The 16,748-nt window shown below is 53.8% G+C and carries 15 protein-coding genes; 13 read left to right on the plus strand and 2 right to left on the minus strand.

What is annotated here, in order from left to right; all coding sequences use genetic code 11:
• The first annotated feature begins 42 nt into the window (after positions 1–42).
• From QEN31_RS07385 to QEN31_RS07395, 3 genes are all read left to right on the plus strand, one after another.
• The gene (locus QEN31_RS07385) at positions 43–537 is read left to right on the plus strand and encodes a YfbU family protein (RefSeq protein ID WP_000426135.1); all 495 of its coding nucleotides are present in this window, start codon (positions 43–45) and stop codon (positions 535–537) included.
• On the plus strand, positions 530–1,207 hold the full coding sequence (locus tag QEN31_RS07390; RefSeq protein ID WP_014343872.1) for a sugar phosphatase: 678 nt from the start codon (positions 530–532) through the stop codon (positions 1,205–1,207). Before QEN31_RS07385 ends, QEN31_RS07390 begins: the two co-directional genes overlap by 8 nt.
• Positions 1,208–1,283: 76 nt before the next feature.
• Positions 1,284–3,110 (plus strand): SLC13 family permease, encoded by a 1,827-nt coding sequence (locus tag QEN31_RS07395; protein WP_001012861.1) that lies wholly within the window; start codon positions 1,284–1,286, stop codon positions 3,108–3,110.
• Between the two features lie 91 nt (positions 3,111–3,201).
• Here the strand turns inward: QEN31_RS07395 and yfbR are convergent, their stop codons facing one another.
• Both yfbR and alaA read right to left on the minus strand, forming a co-directional pair.
• On the minus strand, positions 3,202–3,801 hold the full coding sequence (yfbR, locus tag QEN31_RS07400; protein WP_000813882.1) for a 5'-deoxynucleotidase: 600 nt from the start codon (positions 3,799–3,801) through the stop codon (positions 3,202–3,204).
• A 93-nt stretch (positions 3,802–3,894) separates the two neighbouring features.
• A complete protein-coding gene (gene alaA, locus QEN31_RS07405; protein ID WP_000074540.1) occupies positions 3,895–5,109 on the minus strand; it encodes an alanine transaminase AlaA in 1,215 nt (404 codons plus the stop codon).
• A 931-nt stretch (positions 5,110–6,040) separates the two neighbouring features.
• On the opposite strand from alaA, the gene lrhA reads away from it, so the two are divergent.
• From lrhA to nuoI, 10 genes are all read left to right on the plus strand, one after another.
• Entirely contained in the window at positions 6,041–6,979 is a 939-nt protein-coding gene (gene lrhA / locus QEN31_RS07410; protein ID WP_000606288.1) for a transcriptional regulator LrhA, read from the plus strand.
• 79 nt (positions 6,980–7,058) lie between these two features.
• Positions 7,059–7,211 carry an STM2329 family putative cytoplasmic protein gene (locus QEN31_RS07415; protein ID WP_001522276.1) on the plus strand — a complete coding sequence of 51 codons (153 nt, stop codon included), beginning with the start codon at positions 7,059–7,061 and terminating at the stop codon, positions 7,209–7,211.
• Between the two features lie 394 nt (positions 7,212–7,605).
• The gene (gene nuoA / locus QEN31_RS07420) at positions 7,606–8,049 is read left to right on the plus strand and encodes an NADH-quinone oxidoreductase subunit NuoA (RefSeq protein WP_000062993.1); all 444 of its coding nucleotides are present in this window, start codon (positions 7,606–7,608) and stop codon (positions 8,047–8,049) included.
• A gap of 15 nt (positions 8,050–8,064) precedes the next feature.
• Complete coding sequence (gene nuoB, locus QEN31_RS07425) at positions 8,065–8,727, plus strand: NADH-quinone oxidoreductase subunit NuoB (RefSeq protein WP_000386728.1); 663 nt, start codon at positions 8,065–8,067, stop codon at positions 8,725–8,727.
• A gap of 86 nt (positions 8,728–8,813) precedes the next feature.
• Complete coding sequence (nuoC, locus tag QEN31_RS07430; RefSeq protein WP_000247855.1) at positions 8,814–10,616, plus strand: NADH-quinone oxidoreductase subunit C/D; 1,803 nt, start codon at positions 8,814–8,816, stop codon at positions 10,614–10,616.
• Between the two features lie 2 nt (positions 10,617–10,618).
• On the plus strand, positions 10,619–11,119 hold the full coding sequence (gene nuoE / locus QEN31_RS07435) for an NADH-quinone oxidoreductase subunit NuoE (RefSeq protein WP_000545038.1): 501 nt from the start codon (positions 10,619–10,621) through the stop codon (positions 11,117–11,119).
• Positions 11,116–12,453, plus strand: a complete 1,338-nt coding sequence (nuoF, locus tag QEN31_RS07440; RefSeq protein WP_000800048.1) for an NADH-quinone oxidoreductase subunit NuoF — start codon at positions 11,116–11,118, stop codon at positions 12,451–12,453. Before nuoE ends, nuoF begins: the two co-directional genes overlap by 4 nt.
• A gap of 30 nt (positions 12,454–12,483) precedes the next feature.
• On the plus strand, positions 12,484–15,210 hold the full coding sequence (gene nuoG, locus QEN31_RS07445) for an NADH-quinone oxidoreductase subunit NuoG (RefSeq protein ID WP_001518099.1): 2,727 nt from the start codon (positions 12,484–12,486) through the stop codon (positions 15,208–15,210).
• The gene (gene nuoH, locus QEN31_RS07450; protein WP_000118515.1) at positions 15,207–16,184 is read left to right on the plus strand and encodes an NADH-quinone oxidoreductase subunit NuoH; all 978 of its coding nucleotides are present in this window, start codon (positions 15,207–15,209) and stop codon (positions 16,182–16,184) included. The genes nuoG and nuoH overlap by 4 nt, the downstream gene beginning before the upstream one ends.
• Positions 16,185–16,198: 14 nt before the next feature.
• A complete protein-coding gene (nuoI, locus tag QEN31_RS07455) occupies positions 16,199–16,741 on the plus strand; it encodes an NADH-quinone oxidoreductase subunit NuoI (protein ID WP_000172747.1) in 543 nt (180 codons plus the stop codon).
• Positions 16,742–16,748: the final 7 nt, after the last annotated feature.

A 16,748-nucleotide genomic window follows, 5' to 3' on the forward strand; every position in this document is an offset into this window, starting at 1 on the left:
CCTTCTTTTTTTCATCGCCATAGCGTGATACAGGAGTTCAAAATGGAAATGACCAACGCGCAACGTCTGATTTTGTCTAACCAGTACAAAATGATGACGATGCTCGATCCCACCAACGCCGAGCGTTACCGTCGCTTACAAACAATTATTGAACGCGGCTACGGCCTGCAGATGCGCGAGCTGGATCGCGAGTTTGGCGAGCTGACGGAAGAGACCTGTCGTACCATCATCGATATTATGGAGATGTACCATGCGCTGCACGTCTCCTGGACCAACCTCAAAGATACGCAAGCCATCGACGAACGTCGCGTCACCTTCCTGGGGTTTGACGCCGCGACAGAAGCGCGCTACCTCGGCTATGTCCGTTTTATGGTGAATATAGAAGGACGCTACACTCACTTTGACGCCGGGACACACGGCTTTAATGCCCAGACGCCGATGTGGGAAAAATACCAGCGGATGTTGAATGTCTGGCATGCCTGCCCGCGTCAGTACCACCTGAGCGCGAATGAAATCAATCAAATCATTAATGCCTGAGGAGGCTCGCGTGCAGTGTAAAGGTTTTCTGTTTGATCTGGATGGAACGTTGGTTGACTCATTACCTGCCGTTGAACGCGCGTGGTGTAGCTGGGCCGATCGTTTTAACCTTGCTCATGATGAGGTGCTGGGCTTTATTCATGGCAAACAGGCGATCACCTCGTTGCGGCATTTTATGGCGGGTAAATCGGAGGCGGAAATTGCCGCTGAGTTTACGCGCCTGGAGCAAATAGAAGCCACTGAAACCGCAGGGATCACCGCGCTGCCGGGGGCAGTCGATTTACTCAATCACCTGAATAAAGTGGGCATTCCGTGGGCTATCGTCACCTCCGGTTCAATGCCGGTCGCGCGTGCGCGCCATCAGGTCGCGGGCCTTCCAGCGCCAGAGGTGTTTGTCACCGCCGAACGAGTCAAACGCGGCAAACCGGAGCCGGATGCGTATTTGCTGGGCGCACAACTGCTTGGCCTGGCCCCTCAGGAGTGCGTCGTAGTAGAAGATGCCCCGGCTGGCGTGCTGTCCGGGCTGGCTGCGGGCTGCCACGTCATTGCGGTCAATGCGCCGGCCGACACGCCGCGTCTGGCGGATGTTGATTTTGCGTTGGATAGCCTGACGCAATTATCGGTCGCTAAACAACCAAACGGCGATGTGGTGGTGTTAAGAAAGACCTGATCATGATATCGCCCCGCTTTGGCGGGGCATATTTATGGCAGAATCGCGTTATCTTCTCATCTGACAAGGATATGTTGTGAACGGTGAATTGATTTGGGTTCTCTCTTTACTGGCGATTGCCGTCGTGTTGTTTGCGACGGGCAAAGTACGTATGGATGCGGTGGCTTTATTCGTCATTGTTGCTTTTGTCCTTAGCGGTACCTTGACCCTTCCGGAAGCCTTCTCCGGCTTTAGCGATCCGAATGTCATTCTTATCGCCGCCTTATTTATTATTGGCGACGGCCTCGTGCGCACCGGCGTTGCGACGGTGGTCGGTACCTGGCTGGTTAAAATGGCGGGCAGCAGTGAAATCAAGATGCTGGTTTTACTGATGATCACCGTCGCCGGACTTGGCGCTTTCATGAGTTCAACCGGCGTGGTGGCGATCTTTATCCCCGTTGTTCTTAGCGTTTCTATGCATATGCAGACCTCGCCTTCGCGCCTGATGATGCCGCTGAGTTTTGCCGGGCTTATCAGCGGAATGATGACGCTGGTGGCGACGCCGCCGAACCTGGTGGTTAACAGTGAACTGCTGCGTGAAGGCCTGCACGGGTTCAACTTTTTTAGCGTGACGCCGCTGGGGGTAGTGGTGTTGGCGCTCGGCATTGTTTATATGCTGGTGATGCGCTTCATGCTAAAAGGCGATGCGCCCGGACAACAGGCCGGTAAGCGTCGCACTTTCCGCGATCTTATCCGCGAGTACCGTCTGACGGGGCGCGCTCGTCGTCTGGCGATTCGCCCCGGTTCGCCGATGGTGGGACAGCGGCTGGACGACCTTAAACTGCGCGAACGTTACGGCGCCAATGTCATCGGCGTTGAACGCTGGCGGCGCTTTCGGCGGGTTATCGTCAATGTGAACGGCGTATCGGAGTTTCGCGCTCGCGACGTTCTGCTGATTGATATGTCGGCGGCGGAGGTTGACCTCAGAGAGTTCTGCGCCGAGCAACTGCTGGAACCGATGGTATTGCGTGGAGAATATTTTTCCGATCAGGCGTTGGATGTTGGCATGGCGGAAATTTCGCTTATTCCGGAGTCTGAACTGATAGGCAAGTCGGTGCGTGAAATCGCCTTCCGTACACGTTACGGGCTGAATGTGGTCGGCCTGAAACGCGACGGCGTCGCGCTGGAAGGATCGCTGGCCGATGAACCGTTATTGATGGGCGATATCATTCTGGTTGTGGGGAACTGGAAGTTAATCAGCCTGCTGGGGCAAAAAGGCCGCGACTTTGTGGTGCTGAATATGCCGGTCGAGGTCAGCGAAGCCTCTCCTGCGCACAGCCAGGCGCCGCACGCCATTTTCTGCCTGGTACTGATGGTGGCGCTGATGTTGACCGATGAAATTCCCAACCCGATCGCGGCGATTATCGCCTGCCTGCTGATGGGGAAATTTCGCTGTATTGATGCTGAAAGCGCGTATAAAGCGATCCACTGGCCGAGTATTATCTTGATTGTGGGTATGATGCCGTTTGCGCTGGCGTTGCAAAAAACCGGCGGCGTCTCTCTGGTCGTGCAAGGATTAATGGATATCGGCGGCGGCTATGGGCCGTATATGATGCTGGGATGCCTGTTCGTGCTGTGTGCCGTCATAGGACTGTTCATTTCTAACACGGCAACGGCGGTGCTGATGGCGCCGATTGCGCTGGCGGCGGCGAAATCGATGGGGGTGTCGCCCTATCCGTTTGCGATGGCGGTGGCGATGGCGGCATCCGCCGCCTTTATGACGCCGGTTTCATCGCCGGTCAATACTCTGGTTCTGGGGCCGGGAAACTATAGCTTTAGCGATTTTGTGAAGCTTGGCGTGCCGTTCACGCTTATTGTGATGGCGGTTTGTATTGTGATGATTCCAATGTTGTTTCCGTTTTAACCCCAGACAGGAAAAGGCCTGATGGCGCTACGCTTATCAGGCCTACGGGAAGAACGGTAGGCCGGATAAGGCGTTAGCCGCCATCCGGCAACTAAAGCGGTGAATCCTGGCTTATCTCGTCAAGAGAAAGATGGAAACTTGGTACGAATACCGCCATAAAATAGTCCATCTCCTGGCTGCGACGTAATTCCAGCGTTTTTTCCAGCCGCGTTTTTGCCAGTCCAAACTCATTGTTTCCCGCTGAGAGCTCCTCCAGGCATTTCAGGTAGGCGCAAAGCGCATCGGCCTGTTTTACGATTGCCTGTTCTTCTTCGCTCCAGGCATTCTCATCAATAAGCGGTGCGAAAATATCGCGTAATTCATCCGGCGCCATATCAACCAGCTTTTGCTGGGCGATTTTTTCGATCGCTTTATATTCCTGGGCTATCTGGGAATTAAAATATTTTACCGGCGTCGGCAGATCGCCGGTCAGTACTTCCGAGGCATCATGATACATCGCCAGAAGCGCGATGCGTTCAGCATTGAGCTGACCGCCAAATTTACGGTTTTTTATCGCCGCCAACGCATGGGCGACCATCGCCACCTGCAGACTATGTTCGGAGACGTTTTCTGTACGCACGTTACGCATCAGCGGCCAGCGGTTAATCAACTTCATGCGGGAGAGATGGGCGAAAAAATGGCTCTGCTTCATAGATTACCTTTTGTTTTCACTGCGGCAGACTTCATTGTGCGGGGAGGGAGATGAAGATGCAATTCAGGCTACCGAAGTAGCCTGAATTTAAGATTATTGATGGTAACCTGAGAGGAAACGCCCAAAACGGTTGATGGCCATCTCCAGGTCATCTTCACGCGGTAGCGTCACAATGCGGAAGTGATCTGGCCACGGCCAGTTAAAGGCGGTACCTTGCACCAGCAGCACCTTTTCCTGTAGCAGGAAGTCCAGCACCATCTTCTGGTCGTCGTGAATATTAAAACGTTTAGCGTCGATCCTGGGGAACATGTACAACGCGCCGCGCGGTTTTACGCAGGAAACGCCGGGAATATCGTTAATCAACTCCCAGGCGCGGTTACGCTGTTCATACAGTCGACCGCCCGGCAGAATAAATTCACTAATGCTTTGATAGCCGCCGAGCGCGGTCTGAATAGCATGTTGCGCCGGGACGTTGGCGCACAGGCGCATTGAGGCTAACATCTCCAGCCCTTCAATATAGCCTTTCGCATGTTTTTTCGGCCCGTTCAGCACCATCCAGCCCTGGCGGAAGCCGGCGACGCGATAGGTTTTAGACAACCCATTAAAGGTGATGGTCAGCAGATCAGGCGCCAGTGCGGCGATAGAGTGATGCTCGGCATCGTCATAGAGAATCTTGTCATAAATTTCATCGGCGAAGATGATGAGATTATGCTCGCGCGCAATGTTGACAATTTCCATCAACAATTCTTTAGAATAGACGGCGCCAGTAGGGTTGTTTGGATTAATAATGACAATACCACGCGTACGTGGGGTGATTTTGGCGCGGATATCGTCAAGGTCCGGGAACCAGTCGGAAGATTCATCGCAAAGATAATGTACCGCCTTGCCGCTGGAGAGCGATACCGCCGCTGTCCATAACGGATAATCGGGCGCGGGAACCAGCATTTCATCGCCACTGTTAAGCAACGCCTGCATCGCCTGAACGATCAGCTCGGAAACGCCGTTACCGATATAGATATCTTCCACGGTTACATCGCGCATTCCACGGGCCTGATAATGCTGCATAATCGCTTTACGGGCGGAATAAAGCCCTTTCGAGTCGCAATATCCTTGCGCCGTCGGCAAATTACGAATGACATCGACCAGAATTTCGTCCGGCGCTTCGAATCCGAAGGGGGCGGGGTTGCCGATATTCAGTTTAAGAACTTTATTACCTTCTTCCTCAAGGCGTTTCGCTTCTTTCAGAACGGGGCCACGAATGTCATAACAGACATTTTCGAGTTTGCTGGATTTTTCAATGGGGGACATGAATCTTGACCTTTTAGCTGTTATTGCCACTCCCTGCCGTGGAAGTCAGCACGAAACAATGTACTCCCACGACGGTGAGTTTTGAAGAGTGAACAGAAGAAGATTTTGTTTATTTTTAACGCGCTTTCGAACTGTTTAAAACTTCATAAAATCATTTAGTTAGATGTATTTTCTATTTTTTTCTGTATGTATGGTGTTTTGTTCTATATGATTGCGCGTAATGTGGTTTTTTATGTTGTCATAAATTATCTGTTTTATGAGAGATAAGCATTCATCATTAGTGTCGCGTCGGCTATTTCGGAAATACTGAGTATTAAAGGTAAAATGAGAAGGTTAGACCTTTCCGGCGGCGGGGGGTGTGAAACTATTGTTAAGTATAATTAATGAATGGTAGAAATCTTAATTAATTATTATTTAATATTTAAAAAGCATTTACTAAAGTCGTAATAATATCTTTCTGGTCCGATTAGTATAACATATCCCAGGTTAAGATTATTCGTAATAATACTTATAAATATAGCGGTTTTAGGTTAAGATAATGATCCGAAACGGGGGCGTAGTCTGCGTTGTCTGCTAATTATCATGACGCGATTTTATACATAACCTATTGTTCAATATATTGTTTTTGTATCTGTGCGTCTCGGTAAACTATTTGACGCTGTTACAAGATTTACACGTCCATCATTAGCAGAAATCTGTAGACGCCTAAAGGTATGACACATTCTCTTTGATATATCCCGATCAGTTGCATTTGGTATTATATCAGTAAGTAAGAGAAGTGTTTTGGTCGTATTTTCAATTACATTCTAACATTTACCTGGGTAACCAGGCGGTACTGCGAAGGATGCACATTACAAATGGAATTGCTTGTTTCTGAATGCACAGCATTAACCAGGTCAGCCCGATATGACCCGCCAGTAAGTGAAAAATTATGATAAATGCAAATCGTCCGATAATTAACCTCGATCTCGATCTGCTGAGAACGTTCGTGGCCGTTGCCGATCTGAACACCTTCGCCGCGGCGGCGGCGGCGGTATGTCGTACTCAGTCTGCGGTCAGTCAGCAAATGCAGCGTCTTGAGCAACTCGTGGGAAAGGAATTGTTCGCCCGCCATGGCCGTAACAAACTTTTGACCGAACACGGTATCCAGCTTCTGGGGTACGCCAGAAAAATCCTGCGTTTTAATGATGAGGCGTGTTCATCATTAATGTTCAGTAATCTTCAGGGAGTGTTAACAATCGGCGCTTCTGATGAATCAGCTGATACTATCCTGCCTTTTTTGCTTAGCCGAATCAGCTCGGTTTATCCGAAACTCGCGCTTGATGTACGGGTAAAACGCAACGCCTATATGGTGGACATGGTTAAATCGCAGGAAGTAGATTTGGTGGTGACGACTAACCAACCTCATTCGCTGGACTGTCTGAATTTGCGGACCTCGCCCACCCATTGGTATTGTGCGGCTGAGTATGTTTTGCAAAGGGGAGAGCCCGTACCACTAGTCCTGCTGGACGATCCCAGCCCATTCCGCGATATGGTGCTGGAGACGCTAAATGCAGCGGGTATTCCCTGGCGGCTGGCCTATGTGGCGTCTACATTACCGGCGGTACGCGCGGCCGTTAAAGCCGGTCTTGGCGTAACGGCTCGACCTGTCGAAATGATGAGTCCCGACCTTCGCGTGCTGGGCGCCGCAGACGGATTACCGCCTTTGCCGGATACGGAATATCTGTTGTGCCGCGATCCCAATAGCCAGAACGAGCTGGCGATGGTGATTTTCCATGCGATGGAAAGCTACCAAAACCCATGGCATTACAACCAGTTTTCTGCAGAGGGCGGAGATGATCCGCTGATGGTGGAAGGGGGTTTTGAGTAGCTCGCAGGCAAAAGGCGCTAAGTCGTAAATGTAAAAAAGAGCCGCTGGCGATGAAAAAACGCTCAGTGGCTCTTTTTTTGTGCCCATCTGTACGCGCTTAACCGCACAAATTGTAAAAGTTGCGGTAAATCAGCCAGTAGCGATTCGCAGTTCAATGTGGGCAAAAAATAACCAGAACATCCATTTTATGAATTTGCATGTTAAAAAACTAGAGAAATTGTTGCTGTTTTAGGGGGTGAATTAACAAAAGCGTGTCACAGATCAAGAAAATACTCCCATTTAGGGGGAGGCATCTTCACAAATTCCTGTCAAAATAGGTGTGTGTTATTTCTTTTGCTTCACAACGGACACGATTCAACAACATAAAATCCCCCCTGGTCGAAGAGTCATTTTCTCCAGGATGGCACTTAATGTTAATGGTGATGAATTGATGTAAATTAATGTGAAGGAACTTTTGTTAAAGTTGACAAAAGGTTATAGAAAGGAGTAAAAAACCACATCAATTAGCTGTTTTTATCATTTTCTACAGTAATTGTAGGGTTTTTTTTATTCCTCCCCATGAATCGATGTGGCGCCCATCTGCCGTAAAGAGCAGAGAAACTGGCGCTACTTTTGATGAGTAAGCAATGAGTATGTCAACATCCACTGAAGTCATCGCTCATCACTGGGCATTCGCTATCTTTCTTATCGTTGCCATTGGCCTGTGCTGCCTGATGCTGGTAGGCGGTTGGTTTTTGGGCGGTCGCGCACGCGCGAGGCACAAGAACGTTCCGTTTGAATCAGGTATCGATTCGGTCGGCACCGCCCGCTTACGCCTGTCTGCCAAGTTTTACCTGGTAGCCATGTTCTTCGTTATCTTCGACGTTGAAGCGCTGTATCTGTTCGCATGGTCGACTTCTATCCGCGAAAGCGGCTGGGTTGGCTTTGTGGAAGCTGCAATTTTTATTTTTGTGTTACTGGCTGGTCTGGTTTATCTGGCGCGTATTGGCGCGTTGGACTGGACGCCCGCGCGTTCACGCCGCGAGCGTATGAACCCGGAAACGAACAGTATCGCTAATCGTCAACGCTAACCGCGAGGCATTAAGATGGATTATACGCTCACCCGCATAGATCCTAACGGTGAGAATGACCGTTACCCCCTGCAAAAACAGGAGATCGTAACCGACCCCCTGGAGCAGGAAGTTAACAAAAACGTGTTCATGGGCAAACTGCATGACATGGTTAACTGGGGCCGTAAAAACTCAATTTGGCCCTACAACTTCGGCCTTTCTTGCTGCTATGTAGAGATGGTGACCTCTTTTACCGCAGTGCATGACGTTGCCCGTTTCGGCGCGGAAGTGCTGCGTGCGTCGCCACGTCAGGCTGACCTGATGGTGGTGGCCGGTACCTGCTTTACCAAAATGGCCCCGGTTATTCAGCGTCTGTATGACCAAATGCTGGAGCCAAAATGGGTCATTTCTATGGGCGCCTGCGCCAACTCCGGCGGCATGTACGATATTTATTCGGTAGTGCAGGGCGTTGATAAGTTCATCCCGGTGGATGTGTATATCCCTGGCTGTCCGCCGCGTCCGGAAGCGTATATGCAGGCGTTGATGCTGCTGCAAGAATCGATTGGCAAAGAGCGCCGTCCGCTCTCATGGGTGGTGGGCGATCAGGGCGTGTATCGCGCCAATATGCAGCCAGAACGCGAACGTAAACGCGGCGAGCGTATTGCCGTCACGAACCTGCGTACCCCGGACGAGATTTAATTTGCGCCTGTCGGCAGCAGCACTTCACTTCGCTAACCACTATTTTAATAGCGCGAAGCACTGCCGACCACCACGGACCATTTGCAATGGTGAACAATATGACCGACTTAACCGCGCAAGACGCTGCATGGAGTACCCGCGATCATCTTGATGATCCGGTTATCGGCGAACTGCGCAACCGTTTTGGGCCGGATGCCTTTACCGTTCAGGCGACCCGCACCGGTATCCCCGTTGTTTGGGTCAAGCGTGAACAACTACTGGAGGTTGGCGATTTCTTAAAGAAACTGCCGAAACCTTACGTCATGCTGTTTGACTTACACGGCATGGATGAACGCCTGCGTACGCACCGTGACGGGTTACCCGCCGCGGATTTTTCCGTTTTCTACCACCTGATTTCCATTGAGCGTAATCGCGATATCATGCTCAAGGTGGCGTTGTCTGAAAACGACCTGCGCGTGCCGACCTTCACTAAACTTTTCCCTAACGCCAACTGGTACGAGCGTGAGACCTGGGAGATGTTTGGTATTGATATCGAAGGCCACCCGCACCTGACGCGCATCATGATGCCGCAAACCTGGGAAGGCCATCCGCTGCGTAAAGATTATCCGGCGCGCGCGACCGAATTCGACCCGTTTGAGCTGACCAAAGCCAAGCAGGATCTGGAAATGGAAGCGCTGACCTTTAAGCCGGAAGACTGGGGGATGAAGCGCGGGACTGACAACGAGGACTTTATGTTCCTCAACCTCGGCCCGAACCACCCGTCTGCGCACGGTGCGTTTCGTATTATCCTGCAACTTGACGGTGAAGAAATCGTCGACTGCGTGCCGGATATCGGCTATCACCACCGCGGCGCCGAAAAAATGGGCGAGCGCCAGTCCTGGCATAGCTACATTCCCTATACCGACCGTATCGAATACCTCGGTGGTTGCGTCAATGAAATGCCGTACGTGCTGGCGGTAGAAAAGTTGGCAGGGATCACCGTCCCGGATCGTGTGAACGTCATCCGCGTGATGCTCTCCGAACTGTTCCGCATTAACAGTCATCTGCTGTACATCTCGACCTTTATTCAGGACGTCGGCGCGATGACGCCGGTCTTCTTTGCCTTTACCGACCGGCAGAAAATTTATGACCTGGTGGAAGCCATTACCGGTTTCCGTATGCACCCGGCCTGGTTCCGTATCGGCGGCGTCGCGCACGACTTGCCGCGCGGTTGGGATCGCCTGCTGCGAGAGTTCCTTGAGTGGATGCCGAAGCGTCTGGATTCTTACGAGAAAGCCGCGCTGCGTAACACTATTCTGAAAGGGCGTTCGCAGGGCGTTGCCGCTTACGGCGCGAAAGAGGCGCTGGAGTGGGGCACCACCGGCGCAGGGCTGCGCGCGACCGGGATCGACTTCGACGTACGTAAATGGCGTCCATACTCTGGCTACGAAAACTTTGACTTTGAAGTGCCGGTGGGTGGCGGCGTTTCCGACTGCTATACCCGCGTGATGCTGAAAGTGGAAGAGCTGCGCCAGAGTCTGCGCATTCTTCAGCAGTGCCTCGATAACATGCCGGAAGGCCCGTTCAAAGCGGATCACCCGCTGACCACGCCGCCGCCGAAAGAGCGCACGCTGCAACATATCGAAACCCTGATCACCCACTTCCTGCAGGTCTCCTGGGGCCCGGTGATGCCGGCGCAGGAGTCCTTCCAGATGGTGGAAGCGACGAAGGGGATTAACAGTTACTACCTGACCAGCGACGGCAGCACTATGAGCTACCGTACCCGCGTGCGCACGCCGAGCTTTGCGCACTTGCAGCAGATTCCCTCGGCGATCCGCGGTAGCCTGGTCTCCGACCTGATTGTCTATCTGGGTAGTATCGATTTTGTTATGTCAGATGTGGACCGCTAATTATGCACGAGAATCAACAACCACAAACCGAGGCTTTTGAGCTGAGTGCGGCAGAGCGTGAAGCGATAGAGCACGAGAAGCACCACTACGAAGACCCGCGTGCGGCGTCCATTGAAGCGCTGAAAATTGTTCAGAAGCAGCGTGGCTGGGTGCCGGACGGCGCGATCTACGCTATTGCCGATGTGCTGGGTATTCCGGCGAGCGACGTCGAAGGCGTCGCCACATTCTACAGCCAGATCTTCCGTCAGCCGGTCGGTCGCCACGTGATTCGCTACTGCGACAGCGTGGTGTGCCATATCACCGGCTATCAGGGGATTCAGGCCGCGCTGGAAAAAAATCTCAACATCAAACCGGGGCAGACGACCTTTGATGGTCGCTTTACGCTGCTGCCGACCTGCTGCCTGGGGAATTGCGATAAAGGGCCGAACATGATGATTGATGAGGATACTCACAGCCATCTGACCCCGGAAGCCATTCCTGAACTACTGGAGCGGTATAAATGAAAAACGTTATCCGTACTCCCGAAACCCATCCGCTGACCTGGCGTCTGCGCGATGACAAACAGCCGGTCTGGCTGGATGAATATCGTAGCAAAAACGGCTACGAAGGCGCGCGTAAGGCGCTGACCGGCCTGTCTCCGGATGAAATCGTCAGCCAGGTAAAAGACGCCGGTCTGAAAGGGCGCGGCGGCGCGGGCTTTTCCACCGGTCTGAAGTGGAGCCTGATGCCGAAAGATGAATCCATGAACATCCGTTACCTGCTGTGTAACGCCGATGAAATGGAACCGGGCACCTATAAAGACCGTCTGCTGATGGAACAACTGCCGCACCTGCTGGTGGAAGGTATGTTGATCTCCGCGTTCGCGCTGAAAGCGTATCGTGGTTACATCTTCCTGCGCGGCGAATATATCGAAGCGGCTGTACATCTGCGCCGTGCGATTGCCGAAGCAACCGAGGCCGGGCTGCTTGGCAAAAATATCATGGGCACCGGGTTCGACTTTGAACTGTTTGTCCACACCGGGGCAGGGCGTTACATCTGTGGTGAAGAAACGGCGCTGATTAACTCCCTCGAAGGCCGCCGCGCGAACCCGCGCTCCAAGCCGCCTTTCCCGGCGACCTCCGGCGTATGGGGCAAGCCGACCTGTGTGAATAACGTCGAAACGTTGTGTAACGTCCCGGCAATCCTCGCCAACGGCGTGGAGTGGTACCAGAACATCTCGAAAAGCAAAGATGCGGGTACCAAGCTGATGGGCTTCTCGGGCCGCGTGAAGAATCCGGGCCTGTGGGAATTACCGTTCGGCACCACCGCGCGCGAGATCCTCGAAGACTACGCCGGCGGTATGCGCGATGGCCTGAAATTCAAAGCCTGGCAGCCGGGCGGGGCGGGAACCGACTTCCTGACCGAGGCGCATCTTGACCTGCCGATGGAGTTCGAAAGCATCGGTAAAGCAGGCAGCCGTCTGGGCACCGCGCTGGCGATGGCGGTAGACCACGAAATCGGCATGGTGTCGCTGGTGCGTAACCTGGAAGAGTTCTTTGCCCGCGAATCCTGCGGCTGGTGTACGCCATGCCGCGACGGGCTGCCGTGGAGCGTGAAAATTCTGCGCGCGCTGGAGCGTGGCGAAGGCCAGCCGGGGGATATCGAGACACTTGAGCAACTGTGTCGTTTCCTCGGACCGGGTAAAACCTTCTGCGCGCATGCGCCGGGCGCGGTTGAGCCACTGCAAAGCGCAATTAAGTATTTCCGCGAAGAATTCGAAGCTGGCATCAAGCAGCCGTTCAGTAATACCCATTTAATCAATGGTATTCAGCCGAACCTGCTCAAAGAGCGCTGGTGAGTTAACGATTTTTAATTTGGAAGCATGCTAATGGCTACGATTCATGTAGACGGCAAAGAATACGAGGTCAATGGCGCGGACAACCTGCTACAGGCATGTCTGTCCCTCGGCCTTGATATTCCGTATTTTTGCTGGCACCCGGCGCTGGGAAGCGTCGGTGCTTGCCGCCAGTGTGCGGTGAAGCAATACCAAAACGCGGAAGATACGCGTGGTCGCCTGGTGATGTCCTGTATGACGCCAGCCACCGACGGTACCTTTATCTCTATTGACGACGAAGAAGCGAAACAGTTCCGTGAAAGCGTGGTGGAGTGGCTGATGACTAACCACCCGCACGACTGTCCGGTCTGTGAAGAGGGCGGTAACTGCCATCTTCAGGATATGACCGTGATGACGGGGCACAGTTTCCGTCGCTACCGTTTCACCAAACGTACCCACCGCAACCAGGATCTGGGGCCGTTCATCTCGCACGAAATGAACCGCTGCATCGCCTGCTACCGTTGTGTGCGTTACTACAAAGATTATGCCGACGGCACCGATCTGGGCGTCTATGGCGCGCATGACAACGTCTACTTCGGGCGTCCGGAAGACGGTACGCTGGAAAGCGAATTCTCCGGTAACCTGGTCGAGATTTGCCCGACCGGCGTCTTCACCGATAAAACGCACTCCGAGCGTTACAACCGTAAATGGGACATGCAGTTTGCGCCGAGCATCTGTCAGCAGTGTTCCATCGGCTGTAACATCAGCCCGGGCGAGCGCTATGGCGAATTACGCCGTATCGAAAACCGTTACAACGGTACCGTTAACCACTACTTCCTCTGCGACCGCGGTCGTTTCGGCTATGGCTATGTGAACCTGAAAGACCGTCCGCGTCAGCCGGTTCAGCGCCGTGGCGATGACTTCATCACCCTCAACGCCGAGCAGGCGATGCAGGGCGCGGCGGATATTCTGCGCCAGTCGAAGAAAGTGATCGGTATCGGTTCGCCACGCGCCAGCATTGAGAGCAACTTTGCGCTGCGTGAGCTGGTTGGTGCGGAAAACTTCTACACCGGTATCGCGCGCGGCGAGCAGGAACGTCTGCAACTGGCGCTGAAAGTGCTGCGTGAAGGCGGAATTTACACCCCGGCGCTGCGGGAGATCGAATCTTATGACGCGGTACTGGTCTTGGGTGAGGATGTCACTCAGACCGGCGCGCGCGTTGCGCTGGCGGTACGCCAGGCGGTGAAAGGTAAAGCGCGTGAAATGGCGGCGGCGCAGAAAGTGGCCGACTGGCAGATTGCGGCCATCCTTAACATCGGCCAGCGTGCCAAACATCCGCTGTTCGTGACCAACGTGGATGACACCCGTCTGGATGATATCGCCGCCTGGACCTATCGCGCGCCGGTGGAAGATCAGGCGCGCCTGGGCTTTGCGATTGCTCATGCGCTGGACAATACAGCGCCTGCGGTTGACGGTATCGACAGCGACTTACAAAACAAAATTGATGTCATTGTGCAGGCGTTGGCCGGCGCGAAAAAACCGCTGATTATCTCCGGCACTAACGCCGGTAGCAGTGAGGTGATTCAGGCGGCCGCCAACGTGGCGAAAGCGCTGAAAGGCCGTGGCGCCGACGTCGGTATTACTATGATTGCCCGCTCCGTGAACAGCATGGGGCTGGGTATGATGGGCGGCGGTTCGCTTGATGATGCGTTGGGCGAGCTGGAAACCGGCAGCGCGGACGCCGTGGTGGTGCTGGAAAACGATCTCCACCGTCATGCAAGCGCTACGCGCGTGAACGCTGCGCTCGCCAAAGCGCCGCTGGTGATGGTGGTTGACCATCAGCGCACGGCGATTATGGAAAACGCGCATCTGGTGCTTTCCGCGGCAAGCTTCGCCGAAAGCGATGGTACGGTCATCAACAACGAAGGCCGCGCGCAGCGCTTCTTCCAGGTTTATGATCCGGCCTACTACGATAACAAGACGATTATGCTGGAAAGCTGGCGCTGGCTGCATTCACTGCACAGCACCGTCGAAAACCGCGAAGTGGACTGGACTCAGCTTGACCACGTGATCGACGCGGTCATTGCCGCCATGCCGCAATTTGCCGGCATTAAGGACGCCGCGCCGGATGCGACCTTCCGCATTCGTGGGCAGAAGCTGGCGCGCGAACCGCATCGTTACAGCGGTCGTACGGCGATGCGCGCCAATATCAGCGTGCATGAACCACGTCAGCCGCAGGATAAAGACACCATGTTCGCCTTCTCAATGGAAGGGAATAACCAACCGACTGCCCCGCGATCTGAAATTCCGTTCGCCTGGGCGCCGGGCTGGAACTCCCCGCAGGCGTGGAACAAATTCCAGGATGAAGTGGGCGGCAAACTGCGTCACGGCGATCCGGGCGTGCGTTTGATTGAAGCGACTGAGGGCGGTCTGGATTATTTCACTACCGTGCCGGCAAGCTTCCAGGCGCAGGACGGTCAGTGGCGTATTGCGCCGTATTACCACCTGTTTGGCAGCGACGAATTGTCTCAGCGTTCTCCGGTCTTCCAGAGCCGTATGCCGCAGCCGTATATCAAACTTAACCCGGCGGATGCCGCGAAGTTGGGCGTCAATGCCGGGACGCGCGTCTCCTTTAGCTACGATGGCAATACGGTGACGCTGCCGGTTGAAATCTCTGAAGGGTTAGCGGCAGGGCAGGTAGGGCTGCCGATGGGTATGCCTGGCATCGCGCCGGTTCTGGCTGGCGCGCGTCTTGAGGATCTGCGGGAGGCGCAACAATGAGTTGGATTACACCGGATCTGATTGAGATCCTGCTGAGCATTCTCAAAGCGGTGGTGATTCTGCTGGTGGTCGTCACCTGCGGGGCCTTCATGAGCTTTGGCGAACGTCGTCTGCTGGGTCTGTTCCAGAACCGTTATGGACCAAACCGCGTTGGCTGGGGCGGCTCGCTCCAGCTGGTCGCGGATATGATCAAGATGTTCTTTAAAGAAGACTGGATCCCGAAATTCTCGGATCGCGTCATCTTTACCCTGGCGCCGATGATCGCGTTTACTTCGCTGCTGCTCTCCTTCGCCATTGTGCCGGTTAGCCCTAATTGGGTGGTGGCCGATTTAAACATCGGGATTTTGTTCTTCCTGATGATGGCCGGTCTGGCGGTTTACGCGGTGCTGTTCGCCGGTTGGTCGAGCAACAACAAATACTCGCTGCTGGGCGCGATGCGCGCGTCTGCCCAGACGGTGAGCTACGAAGTGTTTCTTGGTCTTTCCCTGATGGGCGTGGTGGCGCAGGCCGGTTCATTTAATATGACCGATATCGTCAATAACCAGGCGCATCTGTGGAACGTGATTCCGCAATTCTTTGGGTTTGTTACTTTCGCCATCGCGGGCGTAGCGGTCTGTCACCGTCACCCGTTTGACCAGCCGGAAGCCGAGCAGGAACTGGCGGACGGTTACCACATCGAATATTCCGGGATGAAATTCGGTCTGTTCTTCGTGGGGGAGTACATCGGCATCGTCACCGTTTCCGCGCTGATGGTAACGCTGTTCTTCGGTGGCTGGCATGGCCCGTTCTTACCGCCATTCGTCTGGTTCGCGCTGAAAACCGCGTTCTTCATGATGATGTTCATTTTGATTCGTGCGTCGTTACCGCGTCCGCGTTATGACCAGGTAATGTCCTTCGGCTGGAAAGTTTGCCTGCCGCTGACGCTCATCAACTTGCTGGTAACGGCGGCTGTCATTCTGTGGCAGGCGCAATAAGGGACACAAAGACCATGACCTTAAAAGAATTATTAGTAGGTTTCGGCACTCAGGTACGCAGTATCTGGATGATCGGCCTGCATGCGTTCGCCAAACGCGAAACGCGGATGTATCCGGAAGAGCCGGTCTATTTACCGCCCCGTTACCGTGGTCGTATCGTGCTCACGCGCGACCCGGACGGTGAAGAGCGCTGCGTTGCCTGTAACCTGTGCGCGGTAGCCTGTCCGGTAGGCTGTATCTCTCTGCAAAAAGCGGAGACCAAAGATGGCCGCTGGTATCCGGAATTTTTCCGCATTAACTTCTCACGCTGCATCTTCTGCGGCCTGTGCGAAGAAGCGTGCCCGACCACGGCGATTCAGTTGACCCCGGACTTCGAACTGGGCGAATACAAACGTCAGGATCTGGTGTACGAAAAAGAGGATCTGCTGATTTCCGGTCCGGGCAAATACCCGGAATATAACTTCTACCGGATGGCGGGTATGGCAATCGACGGCAAAGATAAAGGCGAAGCAGAGAACGAAGCCAAGCCTATCGACGTCAAGAGCCTGTTACCGTAAGGAGAGG

Source organism: Salmonella sp. SA15303 (assembly GCF_029962125.1).
GTDB lineage: Bacteria > Pseudomonadota > Gammaproteobacteria > Enterobacterales > Enterobacteriaceae > Salmonella > Salmonella enterica.

Coding starts and splice junctions, on each gene's coding strand:
- QEN31_RS07385 (WP_000426135.1), top strand. CDS start 43: ATGGAAATGACCAACGCGCAACGTCTGATTTTGTCTAACCAGTACAAA.
- QEN31_RS07390 (WP_014343872.1), top strand. CDS start 530: ATGCCTGAGGAGGCTCGCGTGCAGTGTAAAGGTTTTCTGTTTGATCTG.
- yfbR (WP_000813882.1), bottom strand. CDS start 3,801: ATGAAGCAGAGCCATTTTTTCGCCCATCTCTCCCGCATGAAGTTGATT.
- alaA (WP_000074540.1), bottom strand. CDS start 5,109: ATGTCCCCCATTGAAAAATCCAGCAAACTCGAAAATGTCTGTTATGAC.
- lrhA (WP_000606288.1), top strand. CDS start 6,041: ATGATAAATGCAAATCGTCCGATAATTAACCTCGATCTCGATCTGCTG.
- nuoA (WP_000062993.1), top strand. CDS start 7,606: ATGAGTATGTCAACATCCACTGAAGTCATCGCTCATCACTGGGCATTC.
- nuoB (WP_000386728.1), top strand. CDS start 8,065: ATGGATTATACGCTCACCCGCATAGATCCTAACGGTGAGAATGACCGT.
- nuoC (WP_000247855.1), top strand. CDS start 8,814: ATGGTGAACAATATGACCGACTTAACCGCGCAAGACGCTGCATGGAGT.
- nuoE (WP_000545038.1), top strand. CDS start 10,619: ATGCACGAGAATCAACAACCACAAACCGAGGCTTTTGAGCTGAGTGCG.
- nuoF (WP_000800048.1), top strand. CDS start 11,116: ATGAAAAACGTTATCCGTACTCCCGAAACCCATCCGCTGACCTGGCGT.
- nuoG (WP_001518099.1), top strand. CDS start 12,484: ATGGCTACGATTCATGTAGACGGCAAAGAATACGAGGTCAATGGCGCG.
- nuoH (WP_000118515.1), top strand. CDS start 15,207: ATGAGTTGGATTACACCGGATCTGATTGAGATCCTGCTGAGCATTCTC.
- nuoI (WP_000172747.1), top strand. CDS start 16,199: ATGACCTTAAAAGAATTATTAGTAGGTTTCGGCACTCAGGTACGCAGT.